The sequence below is a fragment of the Chryseobacterium nepalense genome (genome assembly GCF_023195755.1).
GTDB lineage: Bacteria > Bacteroidota > Bacteroidia > Flavobacteriales > Weeksellaceae > Chryseobacterium > Chryseobacterium nepalense.
This window is the reverse complement of the sequence record NZ_CP096203.1, coordinates 1,493,184-1,514,304: the sequence shown is the minus strand read 5'-3', so window position 1 is coordinate 1,514,304 and position 21,121 is coordinate 1,493,184. Positions and strand designations below refer to the sequence as shown.

The following is a 21,121-nucleotide window of genomic DNA, read 5'->3' as shown; positions in this document are numbered from 1 at the left end:
TTAATAATTACTTTTTATTTAGATATAATTTTTAAAAGCTAATAGCCAAAAGCTAGAAGCTAATAGCAATTTAGTGGTTGATTTGTCCTTCTTCCAGTTGATACAGATTTGGTAAATTTCTTCCCAATTCATCGTAATCCAGTCCGTAGCCGAGAACAAATTTGTTTGGAATCTCTTTTCCGATATAATCCAGCTTGAAATCTTTTTTATACACTTCCGGTTTCAGAAGGAATGAGGCCAGCTTTACCGATTTCGGGCGTTGTGTTTCCTTGAAGTATTTGAAAAGGCTTTCCACTGTATTTCCGGTATCCACAATATCTTCCACCAAAATGATATGACGGTCTTTCACGTCTTTCGTCAATTCCATTTTCTGGTAAACGATTCCCGTAGATTCCGTTCCTACATAAGAGCTCATCTGGATAAAAGCAATTTCGCAAGGACCCGGGTAATGCTTCAGCAGATCCGAGAAGAACATGATCACCCCGTTCAATACTCCGATGAAAACAGGAACTTCATCCTTGTGATCTTCATAAATTTTTAAAGCGGTTGCTTTTACAATTTCCTGAATTTCGGCGTCCTCCAGATAAGGAACGAAAGTTTTGTCGTGAACTTTAATACTTTCCATAAAAATTTTAGTAGGCTGCAAAGTTAATGATTTTTGATGAAAGTTTTCAATGGGTGGAAGAGTGATTGGTTTTATGATGACATTGAACCTTCGTGGTTTTTAAAACCTTGAAAGCCTGGCGACGAAATATTTTCCTTATCTTTGCCACTCACAAAACCCATAATATCAGGATGTAGGATACAGTTTCTTTCAGATTTAATCGACAATAACAGATGCGTTATTGCATTTTCAACTTTAATAAAGAAAGAAATCATGATTTTTTTACACGATATAACTTTTGGGTTTCCCGCAGGAGATCTGCTGTTTAATTCTATTACTTTAACGATACCATCTCAATCAAAATCCGCTTTGGTGGGAAGCAACGGCATGGGGAAATCCACACTTCTGAAGATTATGGCAAAAGAAATGGAACCTTTGCAGGGAAATATCAATGCAGAAGGAGAACTGTTTTATGTTCCGCAAATGTTCGGAAACTTTAATAAACTAACCATTGCGCAATGTCTTAAAATTGATAAAAAACTTAAGGCCCTTCAAAAAATTACAAATGGGGAAATAGATGAAATTTATTTTGAAACGTTGAACGACGATTGGGATATCGAAGAACGTTGTCAACAGGCTTTGCATTCTTGGAAGCTTGAAAATTTAGATCTCAATCAAAAACTGGAAAACTTGAGCGGCGGACAAAAAACAAAAGTTTTCCTGGCGGGAATTCAGATTAATCAACCCGAAATTATCTTGCTGGACGAACCGACCAATCATCTTGATCTGGAAGGCAGGAATCTGCTGTATGATTTTATTGAGAAATCAAATGCAACAATTGTTATGGTCAGTCACGACCGAACTTTGCTGAATCTCGCAGATACAATTTTTGAACTCAGCAACCAGGGGATTTCCAGCTATGGCGGCAATTATGACTTTTATGCTGAACAGAAAGCGATTGAAAATGAGGCTCTGCAGAATGATATTCATGCTAAAGAAAGAGCGTTGAAAAAGGCCAAAGAAAAGGAACGCGAAACGCTGGAACGAAAGCAGAAGCTTGATACGAGAGGAAGAGGAAAGCAGGAAAAATCAGGTGTTGCCAGGATTATGATGAATACGCTGCGAAATAATGCCGAGAAAAATTCTTCGAAGTTGAAAGCGGTTCATGCCGGGAAAATTAATGATATTTCCGGGGATTTGCGGGATTTGCGTTCGTCAGTGAGAAATTTGGATCAGATGAAGGTGAACTTTAATGATTCGGATTTGCATTCCGGGAAAATTCTGATTTCAGTTGAGGATATGAATTTTAGATATCATGATAAAAATCTTTGGAAAGAAAATCTCCATCTTGAAATCCGAAGCGGTGACCGGATCGCCATTAAAGGTTCGAACGGTTCCGGAAAAACGACTTTGATTAAATTGCTATTGGGAGATCTGCTGCCTGCTTCCGGGAGTGTTTCGAGGTCGGATTTCAATACGATTTATATTGATCAGGAATATTCTTTACTCAATAAAACGACGACCGTGTATGAATTTGCCCAACAGTTCAACGATCACGCGATGCAGGAATCGGAAGTGAAAACCTTATTGTCAAGATTTTTATTCGGAAAGGAAACCTGGGATAAAAAATGTGATGTGTTAAGCGGCGGCGAACGTCTTCGGCTTTTGCTGTGCGGACTTTCCATCAGCAATAATGCTCCCGATATGATTATTCTTGATGAACCGACGAATAATTTAGACCTCCAAAATGTGGAAATTCTGACGAATTCTATTAAGGATTATCATGGAACGTTGGTGGTGATTTCGCATGATGGGGTGTTTTTGGAGGAGATTGGGATTGTGAGTGCGGTGTTGCTGGAGTTGTAATAATATTAATGTAGTTTGTCATTCTACAGAAGTCTTTCTGACAAAGTTTTTAATATCCACTAATCAATACTGTTTTTAAGAATTAGTAGAGTTATTAACCTCACAGGTTTTCAAAACCTGTGAGGTTTGAATAAATCTGTAGTTCATATGTAGGCTAAAACCTTCAAGGTCTTTTATTTAATATCTATTAACCAATACTGTTTTTTAAGATTATATTTTTTTAAAACATTTATATTAGGAATGGTCCAGCCAAAATCTTTTTTATATTGATCAGTAAAAGTCAATGTATATGTTTTATTCTTTTCAAAAAAGTTTTCTCCGAAAAATTTGGGACATCTTACAATAATCGGAATTTGCTTATTCTCATAATTCTTCAGAGATGTATCAATGATTTCAAACTCTAAAACAAAAGCATACGCAACATAACCACAATTACCCGGTAGCTTAAAATCATTGACAATCTTTCCTGTTAATTGATATTGATTTTTTTTGAGTTTATTATTTTGTGCAATTGCCGATACATTAATGAACAGCAATAAGAAAATGAGTTTAATAGTTGTTTTCATGGATTGGAATCTAATATCGATTTCCTGATGATTATTTTAATTTGATCTCAGGTAATTGGTAGTTTCCGACAACTTCAACCATCTTTGTAGAGTTTTCCTTAAGATTTTTGAAAAAGGCATCAATATCTTCTTGATAGCCCCTTTCACTTACGCCAAAAAGTAAAATCCCACTATTATTTTTATCGGAGATTAATTTATAGCGGTAAACATTTCTTTCAGCAATTAAGATTTCTTTTCCGTTAGCTGAATTTTTGCTGATAATGAAGTCCAGAATATACTCTCCCTTGTTTTCGTACGTCGTATAGTTGATAACAGGATTTGACTGCTTCATCTTCTCAAGTTCACTGATTTTTTGATTAATAGCATCTTCCAGTTTAAAATCTCCTTTTACAAAATCGATCATGATAAGCGTATTGTATTTTTCTATATTGTCATTGGGACCTAAATATTCCTGTTTGTAATAATTGCTATTCGGGTGTGAACTCCATGCTAAATGATATGTTTTGGAATCGATGGTGATGGGGCCCGGAATGTTTAGATATTCTGTTACCTTATTTTGTGCAGTTAACGAGAAGAAGGGTAGTAAAAGGAAAATTAGTGATTTTAATTGTTTATACATGATTAATTTTATTAGTTGAAATTTAGTCATTTGATCTTGAAGGAATATCCGTCTGATGAAGAAGTCTCATGATTTTAATTTCTTTATTGTTGAGATCGATTTTGTAAAATGGAATGAGGGTTTATTCTTAAAAGAAATATTGTTTATTTGGATATTTTTGGTGTAGCTTTTCCAGAAATTCTTTAAGATTAAAATTCTTAATAAATCCTGATTTTTCACCTTTTTTTAATTCGTTGATTATATTTATTTTCATATGAATGTAAAGATATAATTATTTGGAATGATAGCTTATTAAAAATATTTGTAAATATATCCTTACTAATGAGCCTATAAAGATTCCGCTTATTTAAGTAAGCAAATATAATTAATCTAATGCAACCACATGATTTCCACCCCACCCAAAAATAAATTCCCCTCAAATTTGCCCACCCAATTTTTTAAAAGTAATTTTGCATGAATCTAAAATAAAAGTAAAATATGTCAACTTACGTAGTTGTAGGTCTTCAGTACGGAGATGAAGGGAAAGGAAAAATCACGGATGTTTTATCGGCAAAATCGGATTATGTGGTGCGCTTCCAGGGGGGAGACAACGCAGGTCATACCGTATATGTAGGCGATGAAAAATTCGTATTGCACCTTCTTCCGTCGGGAGTTCTTCAGTGCAAAGGGAAATGTATCATTGCCAACGGAGTAGTGGTAAACCCTAAATCTTTCATTAAGGAGGTGAATCAGATCGAAAGCAAAGGCTTGAGAACGGATCATATTTTCATCAGCAGAAGAGCGCATGTCATCATGCCTTATCACATTCTTTTGGATACGTACCGTGAAGAAGAGCACGGAGGAACGCAGATCGGAACCACTAAAAAAGGGATCGGACCTTGCTACGAAGACAAAATTGCCAGAGTGGGAATCAGAATGATCGATCTTCTGAACCCTGAGATTTTAAGAGACAAAATCGAGAAAAACTTAAAAATCAAAAATTCTCTTTTTGAAAAATATTTCGATAAACCTACACTGGACGTTGAAGAAATTTACAACGAATATTTAGAAATCGGAAAACAACTTCAGGACAGAATCGTAGATACGGAACTGGAACTGAATGAAGCCATCAGAGACGGTAAAAATGTTTTATTCGAAGGAGCGCAGGCTTTAATGCTTGACATTGACTTCGGAACATATCCGTATGTAACATCCTCTTCTCCATCTACAGGAGGTGTTTGTTCGGGAGCGGGAGTTCCGCCAACTTCTCTTCAAAACTTAATCGGTGTTGCTAAGGCATACTGTACAAGAGTGGGTAATGGGCCTTTTCCATCAGAATTGGACAATGAATTAGGAGAAAGCATCAGACAGATTGGGGGTGAATTCGGAGCAACAACAGGTAGACCAAGAAGAACGGGTTGGTTAGACCTTGTTTCGTTGAAACATGCTTGTATGATCAATGGAATCAATAACTTAGTAATTACCAAACTGGATGTTCTTACGGGGATTGAAAATCTGAAAGTAGTAACGCATTATAAAACGGAAGACGGCAAAATCATCGATTATTTCACTTCTTCAACAGAGAAATTATACAACTACGAACCAATTTACCAGGACCTTCCGGGTTGGAAAGAAGATATCACGAAAGCAAGAAGCTATGATGAACTTCCGCAAACGGCTCAGGAATATATAGAGTTTATAGAAAAGTATTTAGGAATCAACGTTTATTTGGTTTCTGTAGGTCCTGAAAGAAGTCAGAACATTATCAGAAAAGAATTATTCTAAAATATTTATATTATCATAATGAAAAAGACTGTCGGAAGATGGTCTTTTTTTATTTATTCTAAATAACTGAAAATCAAAAAATTGTAATTGCAATTAGTAGGTGATTGTTATTTAAAGCATAGTTAAATTTTAAAAATGGCAGTTAATTTTTAAAAATGGTGTATTTTTAACAATAAAATGGCAGAAATTTTGATATTGAAATAATAACCATGGATTAAAGGTGACAACCTGATAATCTCAATTTAACAATTTAATATCAAAAAGGATGAAACACATGCATCAGAATCAGGAATTTCGTTTCAACGAAGTTCTTTTCGAGCACCGCAACAAGCAATACGGTGCCTATGTCTTAAGAAATGAATCAGACAGAATTTTAACGAAAGCACTTTTTATAGGAGTGAGCATTTTAGCGGCGATTTCTTTGACACCTTTAATTGCAAATGCTTTTAAATCCGAACCTATTAAGGAACCTATTTACGATGGAGGGCATATTTTTAAACCGGTTATAACCCCTGAAAAAGATCCGCCTGCACCAGTAAAACCTCAACCTGTTCCTGAGAAAATAAAAACGGTTGATAAAACTGTTCCTGAACCAAAAGCAATTGTTACTAATGAGAAAAAATTAATAACTCTTAAGGATGAGCAAAATGCAGCTGCAGGTATACAGACATCAGAAGGAAAAGAAGTTCCTACTATAAAATATGTGCCAATAGCACCTCCTATTACTAGTGGAGAAAATACACAACAGGTAGTGCAACCTAAAGTGCAGCCAAAGGAAGATAATTCTCCTAAAACAGTTGTCGACGTAGAAGCAAGTTTTGTAGGCGGTCTGGATTCTTTTAGAAATAAAGTAATGAATAACTTTGACGGATCAGGATTTGATTCCGGTGAAGTAATGAAGACGATGGTTACTTTTATTGTAGAGAAAGATGGTACTATTTCGGGAATCAAAGCTGATGGAAAAGATGTGGATTTTAATAGTGAAGCGATGAGAACTATTAAAAGCATTAAAGGGAAATGGGTGCCTGCGAAAGTAAACGGACAACCTGTAAGAAGCTACTTTAAATTCCCGATTTCCATGAAGTTCGATAATTAAAAATAACAACAGATCTTGAACAGTTATCCACAAATATTTTTTTTTGTGGATAATTTTTTTTAGGGTTAAAAGGCTTATTAACAATATTTTAACTCATTTTCCGTTTTATCGGTTCATTCAGAGCACGGAAAAATGTGTATTTTTGAAACTTAAAGTTCTAAGAATGGCAAAAATCATAGGTATCGCTAATCAGAAAGGAGGTGTTGGAAAAACAACAACAGCTGTTAATTTAGCCGCGGCATTAGGGGTATTGGAAAAGAAAATATTAATCATTGATGCTGATCCTCAGGCCAATGCAACTTCCGGTTTAGGAGTGGATGATGTTCAGTATTCTACATACAACTTATTGGAGCACAGTGTTGAAACAGAAAAATGCATCAAGCAGACGGCAACACCAAATCTCGACATCGTGCCTTCACACATCGATCTTGTAGCAGCAGAAATTGAGCTGGTAGACAAGGAAGACAGAGAATACATGCTGAAAAAAGCCCTGCAGAGTGTCAGAGACAATTATGACTATATCATCATTGACTGTGCACCAAGTTTGGGTCTGATCACCGTAAATGCTCTTACGGCTGCTGACTCTGTAATTATTCCGATCCAGTGTGAATATTTCGCATTGGAGGGTTTAGGGAAGCTCCTCAACACCATTAAAAATGTACAGAAAATTCACAATAAAGACCTTGATATCGAAGGTTTACTGCTTACGATGTATGACAGCAGATTGAGATTATCCAATCAGGTGGTGGAAGAAGTGAATGCACACTTCCCGGAAATGGTTTTTGAAACCATTATCAGCAGAAACGTACGTTTAAGCGAAGCGCCAAGTTTCGGGGAAAGTATCCTGAATTATGATGCCGAAAGTAAAGGAGCGGTTCAGTACATCCAGCTTGCAGAAGAAGTGCTGTTGAAAAATGAAAAATTAGTAAAGAATTAAAAGGCCAATAGCCAAAAAAGCTAAAAGCTAAGAACATATGAAGGATAAAAAAAGAGCGATGGGACGCGGATTGGGCGCTATTCTTAGTGCAGAATCCAAGGCAACGATCAATTCTGCAACCGATGAAGGAGCAGATAAGTTTGTAGGAAATATCGTTGAAATTTCAATAGAAGATATTTATCCGAACGCGACCCAACCAAGAACATATTTTGACGAAAAGGCATTAAACGAACTTGCCCAGTCTATCAAAAACTTAGGTGTAATCCAGCCGATTACGTTGAGAAAAGATGGAGAGAAGTTTGAAATCATATCGGGAGAAAGACGTTACAGAGCCAGTAAATTAGCCGGTCTGGAAACAATTCCTGCCTATATTCGTCTGGTAAATGATCAGGAACTCCTGGAAATGGCTCTTGTTGAAAACATCCAGAGGGAAGATCTTGATGCTATAGAAATTGCATTAACCTATCAAAGATTAATGGATGAGATCGGTCTTACGCAGGAGAATCTCAGCCAGAGAGTGGGGAAAGACAGAAGTACAATTACCAACTCCATCAGGTTATTAAGGTTAAATCCGGATATTCAGAATGCCATCAGAAGCGGAGAAATTTCTGCAGGGCACGGAAGGGCAATTATCAGTCTTGAAAATGAAGAACATCAGCAGATTCTTTTTGATCTTATTATTAAAGAAAAACTTAATGTTCGCCAGGCTGAACAGGCTGCTACAGCTTTAAAAAATCCAATATCTCCTGCCGCAAAAAGAGCAAAGGCAGAGCTTTCCAATAATTACAAGAGGGCTCAGAAAACGATCGCGGATATACTGGATGTAAAAGTGGAAATTAAAACCTCCGGAAACGGTAAAAAAGGTAAAATTGTTCTTGACTTCAAAAATGAAGATGAGCTTGAATATATTTTATCTCATATTAAATAATGAAAAAAATACTTTTCACCTTTTTTCTGTGTCTTTCCGTAATTGCCTTTTCTCAGGTTAATCCTAATGATACCATCAGGGTAGAATATCACCCGAAAGACAGTATCTCCATAGAAAACAACAATACCAAGACAGAAGAAAATGTTGTTTCGGATCTTGAAAAAGCAAACGGACCGACTAATAATACGCTTAAGCTTAATCCTACAAGAGCGGGGCTTTATTCTGCCGTTTTTCCCGGGTTAGGACAATTCTACAACAAAAAATACTGGAAAGTTCCCATCGTTTGGGGAGCTGTTGGCGCCGGGGTAGGAATTGCCGTCTGGAACGATAATCAATACCGGAAATACCGGGAATATTATATCGCAAAACTCAATGGTACACCCAATGAGTTTGTTGATTCTCATCCATGGCTGGATAAAGTAGCGTTGGGAAATGCACAGGATCGCGCCAAAAGACAGCGAGATTATGCTATTGCCGGAACAGCATTAATTTATATTCTGAATATTGTAGATGCCGTAGTAGATGCACATCTCTATGAAAGCCGAAAAGATCCGGATCTTTCATTTGCTCCTTCTGTAATCCAGGATCAGTACGGAATCGCACCTCCCAAAACAGGGATCAGTTTAAGTTATAAATTTTAACAAAAATATAAAACTGCTTTAATTAAATACGCCTTTGCTGAGTGAAACGCCTTTGCGAACGAAATATAAAGAACGATTTTTGAACAAAAACTTTGCGATCTTTGCGTTAAAAATACAAGCAGCAAAACAAATAAAATATGAAAATAGCACTTGTTGGATACGGCAAAATGGGTAAAATCATTGATGAAATAGCTACTAAAAGAGGTCATGAAGTTGTTGCCAGACTTAAAGAAACTCCAACTGCTGAAAATCTTAATAATCCGGATGTGGTTATTGAATTTTCTTTGCCTGAAGTAGCTTACGAAAATATCAAAGAATGTCTTAAGAATAAAATTCCCGTAATCTGCGGAACAACAGGATGGCTTGAGAAAAAGCCTGAAATTGAGCAGCTGGCTGTTGAGAATAATGCGGCGTTTTTATATGGTTCAAATTTTAGTCTGGGCGTGAATTTATTTTTTGCCTTAAATGAAAAACTGGCAGATTTAATGAAAAACGTTGATGAATATTCCTGTCAGCTGGAAGAAATTCATCATGTCCATAAAAAAGATGCACCCAGCGGAACAGCTATTTCCATTGCGGAAGGCATTTTCAAAAATAATCCGAAATTCAATTCCTGGAAGCTGGAAGAAACCCAGGGAAATCAGTTGGGAATCTTTGCAATTCGCGAAGACGAAGTTCCGGGAACACACAGCGTATTTTACAGAAGTGAGGTAGATGAAATTGAGATCAAGCATACCGCTTTTAATAGAGATGGTTTCGCTCTCGGAGCCGTGGTTGCTGCAGAATGGATTAAGGATAAAAAAGGAAATTTCACGATGAAAGATGTTTTGGGGCTTTAATTTGAGTGAATGTCCGTAATTTGTCATAATTGAAAAAGCTATTGTGGTCTTAGATGAGTGAAACGGCTTTGCGAACTTAAAAAAGATTAGCATTTAAAAAAATGCGAGCTTTTCGTTAAATAAAGTATGATGATTAATAACGGATAATCAAATTAATTTGTAACAAAATTCCTACATTGCAAACTAATTAGTAGTAATGATCAGCAATAAAAATTACTCATTGCGCATTACACATTACTTATATTATAGATTAGGCACAAAAATTTATGAATTATTTTTTAACTTATACAGTTTACGTTCTCATTTTATCTGTATTGATGGGGATTTCAACATGGAAACTGTTCAAAAAGCTCGGGTATAATCCACTCTTCGCTTTTATTCCTTTCTACAACTATTTTATTATTTTAAAGGAAACCAAACACCCGAAATGGTGGGCTATACTGTCGTATTTACCGATCGTAGGACCGATTATGATGTCAGTGTTTCATTTATACCTGATGAAAAAGTTCGGGAAAACGCTTTTCAAGGATCAGCTTCTTACGGTAATCCTTCCTTTTATATACATGGCAACCGTTAATTATGGTAAAGATGTAGAGTTGGAAGATGAAAATGAATTGTTTCTTACAGATGAAGAGAAAGAAGCAAAGAAGAAAGACTCTTTCCTGGGGTCGGTGACTTTTGCAGTGGTTTTTGCAACGATCATCCACGTTTTCGTTACCCAGCCTTTCGGGATTCCTACAGGATCTATGGAAAGAACTTTACTCGTGGGAGATTTCCTTTTCGTTAATAAATGGAGCTACGGATACAGACTTCCGATGCGTCCATTGGCCATACCTTTTCTTCAGGGAACAATTTTCGATGCCGGTGAAAAAGGGAATCCTAAAGACGATCCAAAGTCATACGTTGATGGAGTAAAGTTACCTTACGAAAGAATATTGCAGTTTAATAAACCGCAGAAACATGATGTGGTCGTTTTCAATTATCCTCAGGATTCAGTACACACGGCGATCGACAGAAAAGATCCTTACGTAAAAAGATGTGTAGCTGTTGCAGGCGATACTTTTGAAATGAGAGGCGGAAGATTATATGTCAACGGAAAACCGGAGACGATTTTAGGAGATCAGGAAATTCAGCATGCTTATACAGTAAACACAGGAACCCAGCTTGATATTCCGGGTATGTATAATACTTACGGATTTTTGCCTGTAAGAGAAATGCAGAATGAAAAAGGCGGATTTACCTACATGTTTCAGGGGCTTACGGATCAAACGGCTAAAGATATTAAAGCTTTGCCTAATGTGATTAGTATTGAAGAAAATATTAATCCTAAAGATTCGGCAACAATTTCTTATAAACTTAATGCTGATAAAAGCGCTTATACAAAAAGTATTGATACTACTCAATCTATTTTCCCGATCAATAAACCATGGAATCAGGATTGGTACGGTCCTTTGAGGATTCCTAAAAAAGGCGATGTGGTTACTTTAAATCAGGAAACACTGCCGGAATATCAGTGGATCATTTCCGAGTACGAACACAATAGTTTAGAAAATAAAAATGGTAAAATTTTTATCAACGGGAAAGAAACCAATCAGTACACCATCAAACAGGATTACTATATGATGGTGGGAGACAACAGAGATGCATCGTTAGATGCAAGGTTCTTCGGTTTTGTTCCTGAAGAAAATATTGTCGGAAAACCGATGTTTACATGGTTAAGTATAGAGGGAGCTTTCTCTGATGCGAGTTCTTCCTATCAGGCAAATAAAGGATGGTTCTTTGGAAAAACAATTCGTTGGGACAGAATGTTTAAAGCAACAAACACCGGAGAAGCTAACAAAACTTCTTACTGGTGGATCGCAGCAATGATTCTTATCTTATTCTTCGGATGGGAATATTTTGTGAAATTATTCAGAAAGAAAAAAACAGACGACGAATAAATCTGATGTTTAAAAATAAAATTTACAATATAGTTCTCCTTGCAGGAAGCTTTATTATTACGCTTTTAATTATTGCAAAACTCTCCGGAGTTTTGCAATATGCTTATGTACCCCAGGCTGGTTGTGAACCAAACATAAAAAAAGGTTCATTTGTGATTGTTACCAATATCCTTCCTTATGAAAAATTTAAATTATTGACGTATAATCAAAACTCAGAAAAATTTGGTAAAGGTGTCTATATTCAAAGACTAGTAGGTACAGAGGGAGATAAGATCCAGATTAAAAATGGTAATCTATTTGTAAATAACGGATTGGCTGATAAGGGAATTCGTTTAAAACATTTATATAAAATTGACAGAGCTTTTGTTAATGATTTAATGTTAAAAGGAGTTTCTGAAAATGAATTCTACCAGATCGATTATAACTACTTCCTGACTAATCTAAGCGAAAATCAACTTAGTGACCACTTCTTTTACGAAAGGTTCATAAATCCCAATCAAGATAAGGATATTGTGAAAATTTACCATAAAGATTGGACGGCAGATAATTTCGGACCGGTTACGATTCCTCCGGGAAAAGTGTTTTTTCTTGGAGATAATAGAAATGCAAGTCTGGATTCAAGGTTTATTGGATTTGTTGATGAAAGTGAAATAACGGGAAGCGTTATTTATCCTAAAAATTAAAATTATGAACACAATATTATTACCGGTATTTTATTTACCACCTATCTCATGGTTTTCAGCTTTTCTGAATTCTGAAAATGAAATTATATTTGAACAGTTTGAAAGCTTTCCGAAGCAGACCTACAGAAACAGAGCCAATATATACGGAGCAAATGGTAAACTATCTTTAATTATACCTATTTCCCATAACGGGAAAAGAGAATATAAAGATATTGAAATTTCGTACCGGGAAGATTGGCAAAACCTCCACTGGAAGTCTATTAAAACAGCGTATCAAAGTTCTCCGTATTTCGAGTTCTATGAAGATAAGCTTAGGAAAATTTTTGAAATTAAAGAAAAAAACCTGCTGGACTTTAATCTGAAAGCACTTGAAATCATTCAACAGATTCTTAAAACCGAAAAGGCATACTCTTTGAATGTAGAATACATCAAAAATCCTCAAGAACTAAATTTCAGGGAAAAATTTTCAGCAAAAAAAAATTCAGAATTTGAGATGGAAGAATATTATCAGACATTTTCCGATAAATCAGGATTCTTAAAAGATTTATCAATTTTAGATCTTATTTGTAACAAAGGACCCGAATCTCTTACTTATATTAAAAATATTAAACAATCATACTAACATGAAAAAGGTATTATTAGCCGCTATTTTTTTAGTGGGATTCGGTTTCTCGCACGCGCAGGAAGCCAAAGCGGACTCTGATCCGATGAAAGATAAGGATCTTATGACATGGTATCATAAAGATTTTGCTACTACAAAAATTTATGGAGTTAACACAGACAATGCTTATAAATATTTAGAATCCAAAGGGCTTAAACCTAAAACCGTTGTTGTAGGTGTTTTAGATAGCGGTGTCCAAGTAGACCATCCCGGGCTTGTTAAAAATGTATGGAGCAACCCGAATGAAGTTCCTGGTAACGGTAAAGATGATGACGGAAACGGATACATTGACGATGTTCACGGATGGAATTTCATCGGTGGAAAAAACGGAGATATTGATATCGACAATATGGAAGTAACACGCGTTGTTGCTAAATACAAACCTGTTTTCGAAGGTGAGGATTCTGCCAAAAACAAAGCAAACCAGGCAAAAATGCCGGAAGAATTTGCGATGTATATGAAATCGAAGGATATCTTCACCAAAAAAAGTATGGAGGCAAGACAAGGTTTCCAAACTTATACAATGATCAATGAAGCAATTCCTACAATGGTAAAGCTGTTGAATGGAAAACCTGTTACTCCTGAAAATGTGGCGACAATAAAACCTGCTGATCAAAAAGAAGCAATGGCTGCACAGGTCTTGGCTCAGGTAGCACAAAGCCCGGAATTTAAAGGCAAATCTGCCGCAGAATTCGAAAAGGCGATGAGCGGACAAATTAAAGAAGCATTAGATTATTTCGGTCCACAGGAAAAGCAGTATAATCTTGATTACGATCCGAGAAAAGAAATCGTAGGCGATAATTATGATGATTATTCCGAAAAAAAATATGGAAACAATCATTACGAAGGTCCTGATGCAGAACACGGAACACACGTTGCCGGAATTATTGCAGGATTGCCAAACGGAAATGAAACACAGTATGGAGTAGCTTCAAAAGTTGCCAAAATCATGTCTGTAAGAACCGTTCCTAATGGTGATGAGAGGGATAAAGATGTAGCCAATGCGATTCGGTATGCTGTAGACAACGGAGCGAAAGTATTAAATATGAGCTTCGGAAAACCGGTTTCTCCCGGTAAAAATGTAGTTTGGGATGCATTCAAATATGCTCAGGATAAAGGCGTTTTATTAGTGAAAGCAGCCGGTAATGAAAATGAAGACGTTGCAGAACATCTTGCTTATCCTACAAATTTCAAAAATGTAACAGATGATAAGCCGTTTGTAAATAACGTTTTGGTAGTAGGAGCAAGTACCAACGACAATAATGCGTTAAGAGCAAGTTTTTCCAATTACAATAAAAAAATGGTAAATGTATTTGCACCGGGGCAGGAAATTTATTCTACCGTTCCTCACAGCGAATATAAATATCTTCAGGGAACATCAATGGCTTCTCCGGTAGTAGCAGGTGCAGCAGCTGTTCTGTTAGCTTATATGCCTGGTCTTACACCGGCTCAGGTTATTGAATCTTTAGTTAAATCAAGCAATCCGAGCACGGCAAATGAGTTTGGTACCTATTCTGAAGCCGGTGGAGTTATCGACCTGAAAAAAGCTGCGGAATATGCATATACCAATTTCTATAACGGGAAATCCGGTTCATCTAAAAAGGCTACAAAATCCATAAAAAAGACTGTTAAAAAATAGTTTATCTGCTTATATTAAGCCTTAATTCATATAAAGTCCGAAATTTTCGGACTTTTTTTATTGCTATTTTATATTTTTGGCACGGTTTTTTGTAATTTTATTTTAACAAAAAATAATAAACTACAATATGAAAAAGTTACTATTTACAGCGATGCTGGGAGCTTCAGTTTTTGCAGTATCTTGTTCCGGGGTTAAAAATGCGAAAACGGCTCAAAACCAAAGATCAGAATTTCTTAAAATGAAAGGAGACTGGCAAATTGTCAGTGTAAATTATGATAAACAGTTCAAAGTAAAGCCGTTTGATGATGGAATTGATGCACAATGTTTTGTAGGAAGCCACTGGAGATTGATTCCTAACAATTGGACTGGTGCTTACACCGTTAATGGGGGCGGAACTTGTGGAGCAGGTTTTACACAGCCGATTAAAATTGATGTGGCAAACGGGAATACTTTTAGCTTTAAAAAAATTGCCGAAGGTACGAAAGCCAAACAAAATACGGCCGGATATACCCTTACACTTACAAGCCAAACCACAGATCAGTTTTCACTGGAACAGAATATTCCATCAGACGGAGAAAATGTAAGGATTGTATATAACTTCGAAAGAACAGGAATGAAATAATAGGTACTGCCGAATTAATATTAACATTAAAATAAAGAGAAATGAAATTTACAAAAACATATATAGGGGGCCTTTTTTTATCTTCAGCTTTATTGCTTACAAGTTGTGAAGCTGTAAAGAATTCTAACCATCAGCAGAGAGGTACTGCAGTAGGTGTAGCATCAGGAGCTGTAATCGGAGGTATTCTCGGTAACAATGTAGGAAGAGGAGGAAATGGAGCTATCGGTGCTGTTTTAGGAGGTGTTATTGGCGGTGTAGCCGGTAATGTAATCGGTTCTAAAATGGATAAGCAGGCAAGAGAAATTAAAGAAACTTTACCTGGAGCCGAGGTTGAACGAGTGGGAGACGGTATCAAAATTACTTTAAATGAAAGTATTGTTAATTTTGATTTTGACTCATCTGCCCTCACAACTACTGCTAAAACCAATCTTGATAAGCTGGCACAGGTCCTTGTTAATAACCCGGATACTAACATCAATATTTATGGACACACGGACAGCAAAGGATCGGATTCCTATAATATGTCACTTTCAGAAAGAAGAGCAGGCTCCGTAAAATCTTATTTGATGGGAAAAGGAATTGCTTCCAGCAGATTATTTGCTAAAGGAGAAGGTGAAGCAATGCCGGTAGCTTCTAATGATACGGATGCAGGAAGAGCAAAAAACAGAAGGGTTGAATTTGCGATCACAGCGAATGAAAAGATGATCAATGATGCACAGAACGGACAATAGTAATCACATATAAATATTTTCTTAAATAACCGCTTTTGCGGTTATTTTTGTATTTTTATGCTGGCTTTCTTTAAAATTATTATTTTTGTATTTGAAATAACATAAATGAAGAAATATTTTAAACTGCTCCGTGTAGAGCAATGGGTAAAAAACCTGTTTGTTTTTGTTCCGCTATTTTTTTCCGGTAATATTAAAAATATCGATCTGCTTTCCAAAAGTATTTTCGCTTTCATTATTTTCTCTCTGGCAGCAAGTGCCGTTTATATCCTGAATGATTATAATGATATCGAAGCAGATAAAAAACACCCCGAAAAGAGAAGAAGACCTTTGGCCAGCGGGGCCATTTCAAAATCTCAGGCAATAGCAATTTTTATTGGGCTTATTGCAGCAGATATTGCGTTGGTGTTTTTTTCGCAGGCTTATTTTCAACAAAATCTATGGAAATTTGCTACCATCATCGCTTCTTATTTTTTGATGAATCTTGCTTATACATTCAGGCTGAAGCACGTTCCTATTATTGATATTTCCATTATTGCTCTGGGATTTGTGCTTAGGGTTTTAGCAGGAGGATATATTACCGGGATCAGTATTTCTCAGTGGGCTATTTTACTGACTTTCGTACTTGCCCTTGTATTGGCTATAGGTAAAAGAAGAGGGGAACTCATCAATGCACAGATCTCGGGTAAAACAAGAAAAGCTTTGGACGGATATAATGTTCAGTTTGCAGATATTGCACTTTCTATTTCTGTAACGCTTGCTATAGTATGTTATCTGATGTTTACGCTTTCACCGGAAGTGCAGGCAAAATTTCATCAGCGCGTTTTTTTTACAGTAATTTTCGTTGTTTTTGCTTTTTTAAGATATTTACAGCAGACGCTGGTTTACAACAGAACAGAATCTCCCACCAAAATTGTGTATCGTGACAGATATATTCAGGTTACTTTATTATTGTGGGTAGCTGCATTTTTAATTCAAATATATTTTAAAAAATGAAGCCGGATTTTGTACAGAAAGTAACCAACTGGGGAAATTACCCCATTGTGGAAAAGGAAATGAGGTCTGAAGACACTTTCCAGAAAATAAAAGAGTTTGTGCTTACCCATAATGAAGTGATCGCAAGAGGCAACGGAAGATGCTACGGAGATGCTTCACTGGGAGAATATATATTTTCAACAAAAAAGCTCAATAAATTCATAAGCTTTGACCGGTTAAACGGAATTATCGAATGCGAATCCGGAGTTTTGCTTTCTGATGTCCTGGAAATTGCCGTACCACAGGGATATTTCCTCTATGTTACTCCGGGAACAAAATTCGTGTCGGTAGGAGGAGCCATTGCATCAGATGTTCATGGTAAAAATCATCATAGCGAAGGATGTTTTTCAGAATACGTCATTGAGTTTAAATTAATGATTGAAAATGGCGATATTATTACCTGTTCGAGAGAGGAAAACTCTGAAAAATTCTGGTCTACCATTGGAGGCATGGGACTTACTGGAATTATTCTTACTGCAAAATTCAGGCTTAAAAATATTCAGACGGCATATATTCGTCAGGAAAGTATTAAAGCGGAAAATCTTGATGAAATTTTCAGACTCTTCGAAGAAAGTGAAAGCTGGACCTATAATGTAGCATGGATCGACTGTCTTCAAAAAGGTAAAAATATTGGAAGAAGTATTTTGATGAGAGGAGAACACGCCTTTCAGCATGAACTGCCTCAAAAATTCAGAGATCAGCCTCTAAGGCTTAAAAAAAAGTTTGAACCCAAAGTCCCTTTTTATTTTCCGGGATTTGTTTTAAATGCTTTTACCGTAAAGATCTTTAATTATTTTTACTTTAAAAAGCAATCTAAAAAAGAAATAACAGACTTTATTGATTACGAAACATTTTTTTATCCTCTTGATTTTGTAAAAGACTGGAACAGGATCTATGGAAAATCGGGGTTTATTCAATACCAGATGATGATTCCCAAAGAAAAAGGTAAAGAGGGGATGAGGAAAATCCTTGAAACAATTGCCAATAGCGGAAACGGCTCATTTCTGGCAGTGTTAAAGCTGTACGGGAAAGAAAATCCACAGGCTTATAATTCCTTTCCTTTTGAAGGCTATTCATTAGCATTAGATTTTAAAGTAAATTCAAAACTAAGAAAGTTAATCGACAGGCTGGATGATATCGTGGAAGAATATCATGGAAAGATTTATCTTACGAAAGATAGCATGAGCAGATCATCGCTTACTAATTACCTTAAGAATGTTCAGAGTTCAAAATTTGTGTCTTTACAGCACAAAAGAATCATAAATAATAGTTAACACAGATGATCGTTTTAGGAAGTACATCGGAAGTAGCACAGGCATTTGTGGAAGAAGCCCTGAAACAGGGAGAAAAGTTTGAAAAAATTTATCTTATTACCTCAAATGTGGAAACCGCAGAAAGATTTGCAAGGCATATTGATGTGAAATTTCTTCAGCAGGCGGAAGTAATCGGGATGGATCTGATGAAAGAAGCAGATTACAATGCATTTGAACAGATCAATTCCAGTCTTTTGTTTTGTGCCGTAGGATATTTGGGCGAAGGAACCGAAGAGGGATTATACGATAATAAGAATACGGGAAAAATCATCGACATCAACTATGCGAAACTTGTTCCGGTACTTAATTATTTTGTACAGAAATTTGAAAGCAGAAGATCCGGAACAATTATCGGGCTTTCATCGGTGGCCGGTGATCGTGGAAGACAAAGCAACTTTATTTACGGCAGCGCAAAAGCAGCTTTTACAGCTTACCTGAGCGGTCTCAGGAATTATCTTTCAGATAAAAAAGTACACGTGATGACTGTGAAACCCGGATTTATGGCTACTAAAATGACCGAAGGGCTTCCCCTGAATCCCGCACTTACAGCAAGCCCTGATCAGGCCGCTGAATATATTTTCAAAGCCTATAAAAAAAGAAAAAATATAATGTACGTTTTGCCGGTGTGGGGAGTGATTATGCTCATCATCAGGAATATTCCGGAATTTATATTTAAAAAGCTTAAGCTCTAAATTATGTACAGTTAAAAATATCTTTCCGACATTTGCGTTAAGATACATTAAAGAAAATTCAATGAAGAAATTGTATTGTTTTGATTTCGACGGGACGCTTACCTACAAAGACACCATGTTTATGTACCTGCGGTTTTATGATCCTGTAAAATTCAGATTGCAGTTTCTGAAACATATTCCGCTATTTGTTTTACTTAAATTAAAACTTGCTGATACCGAAAAGGTGAAAAAAAGTTTTATAGGTTCTATTCTTAAAGGCCAGACGCAGGAAAAAATAGAAAAAAAATCCAACCAGTTTTTTGAGCATTACTACCCGAAAATTATTCGCGAAAATGCCTTGGATTTTATCAGCAATATTGATCGTGAGCATACACACAGTCTTTTGGTAACCGCTTCATTGGATATCTGGGCAAAACCCTTTGCAGATGCTTTCCAGATGGAGCTTGTAGCAACAAGAGCAGAATTTAAAAACGGAGTTTTCACGGGTAATTTTATAGGAAAAAACTGTAACGGGAAAGAAAAACTTATTCGCATACAGGCGGAAATTACCAACCGTAAATATGATAAAATCATTGCTTTCGGAGATACCTCAGGAGACAGGCAGATGCTTCAATGGGCAAATGAAGGACATTATCAATTTTTTCACTAATTTTGGGAAATGAAATTCAGCATGAGGATTAAGCTTTAAAGCTGAAAAATAAATCCTTAACCTGCTGTTTTCGGTAATAAACTGATTCCGTAGAAATAAAATCTTCAAAGTAAAATGAATAAAATATACTTAGATAACGCTGCTACAACACCTCTTGCAGAAGAAGTTATCGATGCAATGGTAGATACCATGAAAATGAATTTTGGAAACCCGTCTTCAACACACAGTTTCGGACAGGAAGCAAAAATTCTTATCGAAAACGTAAGAAGGCAGGTTGCAGATTATCTTCATGTTACTCCGGCCGAAATCATATTCACATCCTGCGGGACGGAATCAAATAATATGATTATCAAATCTGCCGTTGATCATCTTGGAGTACAGAGAATTATCAGTTCTCCTCTGGAACACAAATGTGTTTCCGAGAGTATCCTGGATATGAAAAACAGAAAAGGGGTAGAAGTAAACTACATCCGTCCTGATGAGAAAGGAGACATTGATCTTACAAAGCTGGAAGCATTACTGAAATCTTCAGATAAAAAAACATTGGTAAGCCTGATGCATGCCAACAACGAAATCGGAAATCTTACCGATATTAAAAAGGTGGCAGAACTTTGTAAAGCCAATAATGCACTTTTCCATTCGGATACGGTACAGACCATGGCACATATGCAGCTTGACTTTTCTGATATTCAGGTAGATTTTGCATCATGCAGTGCGCATAAATTTCATGGGCCGAAAGGAATAGGTTTTGCCTTTATCAGAAAATCAAGCGGATTAAAAGGAATTATTACCGGAGGTCCGCAGGAAAGAAGCCTGAGAGCCGGAACAGAAAACGTAGCCGGAATTGTAGGATTGGGAAAAGCATTGGAACTTTCTCTGAATCACTTGGAAGAATATGCAGCTCATATGGAGAATATTAAAGCATATGCTGTAGAAAAGCTTACACAAACCGTTCCCGGAATTAAATTTAATGGAAGAAGCGCAGAAAAAGATACCAGTCTTTATACTGTTTTAAGCGCATTATTACCATATAAAAATCCTTTAATCGGTCTTCAGCTGGATATGAAGGGAATAGCAATTTCTCAGGGAAGCGCATGTTCTTCAGGAGCATCCAAACCATCTATGGTAATGATGATGGTACTTTCTGAAGATGAAATGGACCACTGTACTCCTTTACGGATCTCATTTAGCCATATGACTACTACCGAAGATATTGATGCCTTAGCGGATGCTTTGCATGAAATTTCCAGAGATTTTGTTATAGAAAATACAAATGTTGAGCATAGATAACTCTATTAC

Annotated in this window: 21 protein-coding genes; 18 read left to right on the top strand and 3 right to left on the bottom strand. The window is 36.3% G+C overall.

The window, feature by feature from the left end:
- Positions 1-70 precede the first annotated feature (70 nt).
- Positions 71-625: a phosphoribosyltransferase gene (locus tag M0D58_RS06465; protein ID WP_248394418.1), complete on the bottom strand. Its 555-nt coding sequence runs from the start codon at positions 623-625 to the stop codon at positions 71-73.
- 252 nt (positions 626-877) lie between these two features.
- On the opposite strand from M0D58_RS06465, the gene M0D58_RS06460 reads away from it, so the two are divergent.
- The gene (locus M0D58_RS06460; RefSeq protein ID WP_248394416.1) at positions 878-2,470 is read left to right on the top strand and encodes an ABC-F family ATP-binding cassette domain-containing protein; all 1,593 of its coding nucleotides are present in this window, start codon (positions 878-880) and stop codon (positions 2,468-2,470) included.
- Between the two features lie 173 nt (positions 2,471-2,643).
- Here M0D58_RS06460 and M0D58_RS06455 read toward each other — a convergent pair whose 3' ends face one another.
- Both M0D58_RS06455 and M0D58_RS06450 read right to left on the bottom strand, forming a co-directional pair.
- Positions 2,644-3,036, bottom strand: a complete 393-nt coding sequence (locus tag M0D58_RS06455) for a hypothetical protein (protein ID WP_248394414.1) — start codon at positions 3,034-3,036, stop codon at positions 2,644-2,646.
- Between the two features lie 31 nt (positions 3,037-3,067).
- Positions 3,068-3,655 carry a hypothetical protein gene (locus M0D58_RS06450; protein ID WP_248394412.1) on the bottom strand — a complete coding sequence of 196 codons (588 nt, stop codon included), beginning with the start codon at positions 3,653-3,655 and terminating at the stop codon, positions 3,068-3,070.
- Between the two features lie 477 nt (positions 3,656-4,132).
- On the opposite strand from M0D58_RS06450, the gene M0D58_RS06445 reads away from it, so the two are divergent.
- From M0D58_RS06445 to M0D58_RS06365, 17 genes are all read left to right on the top strand, one after another.
- Positions 4,133-5,419: an adenylosuccinate synthase gene (locus tag M0D58_RS06445; protein ID WP_248394410.1), complete on the top strand. Its 1,287-nt coding sequence runs from the start codon at positions 4,133-4,135 to the stop codon at positions 5,417-5,419.
- 265 nt (positions 5,420-5,684) lie between these two features.
- Positions 5,685-6,515 (top strand): energy transducer TonB, encoded by an 831-nt coding sequence (locus M0D58_RS06440; protein ID WP_248394408.1) that lies wholly within the window; start codon positions 5,685-5,687, stop codon positions 6,513-6,515.
- 163 nt (positions 6,516-6,678) lie between these two features.
- Positions 6,679-7,452: a ParA family protein gene (locus tag M0D58_RS06435; protein WP_169232622.1), complete on the top strand. Its 774-nt coding sequence runs from the start codon at positions 6,679-6,681 to the stop codon at positions 7,450-7,452.
- Positions 7,453-7,489: 37 nt separating this feature from the next.
- Positions 7,490-8,380: a ParB/RepB/Spo0J family partition protein gene (locus M0D58_RS06430; RefSeq protein ID WP_248394406.1), complete on the top strand. Its 891-nt coding sequence runs from the start codon at positions 7,490-7,492 to the stop codon at positions 8,378-8,380.
- Positions 8,380-9,021, top strand: coding sequence for a DUF5683 domain-containing protein (locus M0D58_RS06425; RefSeq protein WP_248394403.1), 642 nt, complete (start codon positions 8,380-8,382; stop codon positions 9,019-9,021). Before M0D58_RS06430 ends, M0D58_RS06425 begins: the two co-directional genes overlap by 1 nt.
- Positions 9,022-9,158: 137 nt before the next feature.
- Positions 9,159-9,860 (top strand): 4-hydroxy-tetrahydrodipicolinate reductase, encoded by a 702-nt coding sequence (gene dapB, locus M0D58_RS06420; protein WP_248394401.1) that lies wholly within the window; start codon positions 9,159-9,161, stop codon positions 9,858-9,860.
- A 266-nt stretch (positions 9,861-10,126) separates the two neighbouring features.
- Positions 10,127-11,800, top strand: a complete 1,674-nt coding sequence (lepB, locus tag M0D58_RS06415; RefSeq protein ID WP_248394399.1) for a signal peptidase I — start codon at positions 10,127-10,129, stop codon at positions 11,798-11,800.
- A 5-nt stretch (positions 11,801-11,805) separates the two neighbouring features.
- Positions 11,806-12,483 (top strand): signal peptidase I, encoded by a 678-nt coding sequence (lepB, locus tag M0D58_RS06410; protein ID WP_248394397.1) that lies wholly within the window; start codon positions 11,806-11,808, stop codon positions 12,481-12,483.
- Positions 12,484-12,487: 4 nt separating this feature from the next.
- Complete coding sequence (locus tag M0D58_RS06405) at positions 12,488-13,105, top strand: WbqC family protein (protein WP_248394395.1); 618 nt, start codon at positions 12,488-12,490, stop codon at positions 13,103-13,105.
- Between the two features lies 1 nt (position 13,106).
- Complete coding sequence (locus M0D58_RS06400) at positions 13,107-14,783, top strand: S8 family serine peptidase (protein ID WP_248394393.1); 1,677 nt, start codon at positions 13,107-13,109, stop codon at positions 14,781-14,783.
- Positions 14,784-14,910: 127 nt separating this feature from the next.
- Positions 14,911-15,405, top strand: a complete 495-nt coding sequence (locus M0D58_RS06395) for a hypothetical protein (RefSeq protein ID WP_248394391.1) — start codon at positions 14,911-14,913, stop codon at positions 15,403-15,405.
- Positions 15,406-15,446: 41 nt separating this feature from the next.
- A complete protein-coding gene (locus M0D58_RS06390; RefSeq protein WP_248394388.1) occupies positions 15,447-16,136 on the top strand; it encodes a YiaD family glycine zipper/OmpA-like lipoprotein in 690 nt (229 codons plus the stop codon).
- A 105-nt stretch (positions 16,137-16,241) separates the two neighbouring features.
- Complete coding sequence (locus tag M0D58_RS06385; RefSeq protein ID WP_248394386.1) at positions 16,242-17,129, top strand: decaprenyl-phosphate phosphoribosyltransferase; 888 nt, start codon at positions 16,242-16,244, stop codon at positions 17,127-17,129.
- Positions 17,126-18,442 carry an FAD-binding oxidoreductase gene (locus tag M0D58_RS06380; RefSeq protein ID WP_248394384.1) on the top strand — a complete coding sequence of 439 codons (1,317 nt, stop codon included), beginning with the start codon at positions 17,126-17,128 and terminating at the stop codon, positions 18,440-18,442. The genes M0D58_RS06385 and M0D58_RS06380 overlap by 4 nt, the downstream gene beginning before the upstream one ends.
- A 5-nt stretch (positions 18,443-18,447) precedes the next feature.
- Positions 18,448-19,173, top strand: coding sequence for an SDR family NAD(P)-dependent oxidoreductase (locus M0D58_RS06375; protein ID WP_248394382.1), 726 nt, complete (start codon positions 18,448-18,450; stop codon positions 19,171-19,173).
- A gap of 61 nt (positions 19,174-19,234) precedes the next feature.
- Positions 19,235-19,822, top strand: a complete 588-nt coding sequence (locus M0D58_RS06370) for an HAD family hydrolase (protein WP_248394380.1) — start codon at positions 19,235-19,237, stop codon at positions 19,820-19,822.
- Between the two features lie 114 nt (positions 19,823-19,936).
- On the top strand, positions 19,937-21,112 hold the full coding sequence (locus M0D58_RS06365; RefSeq protein ID WP_248394378.1) for a cysteine desulfurase family protein: 1,176 nt from the start codon (positions 19,937-19,939) through the stop codon (positions 21,110-21,112).
- The last annotated feature ends 9 nt before the right edge of the window (positions 21,113-21,121 follow it).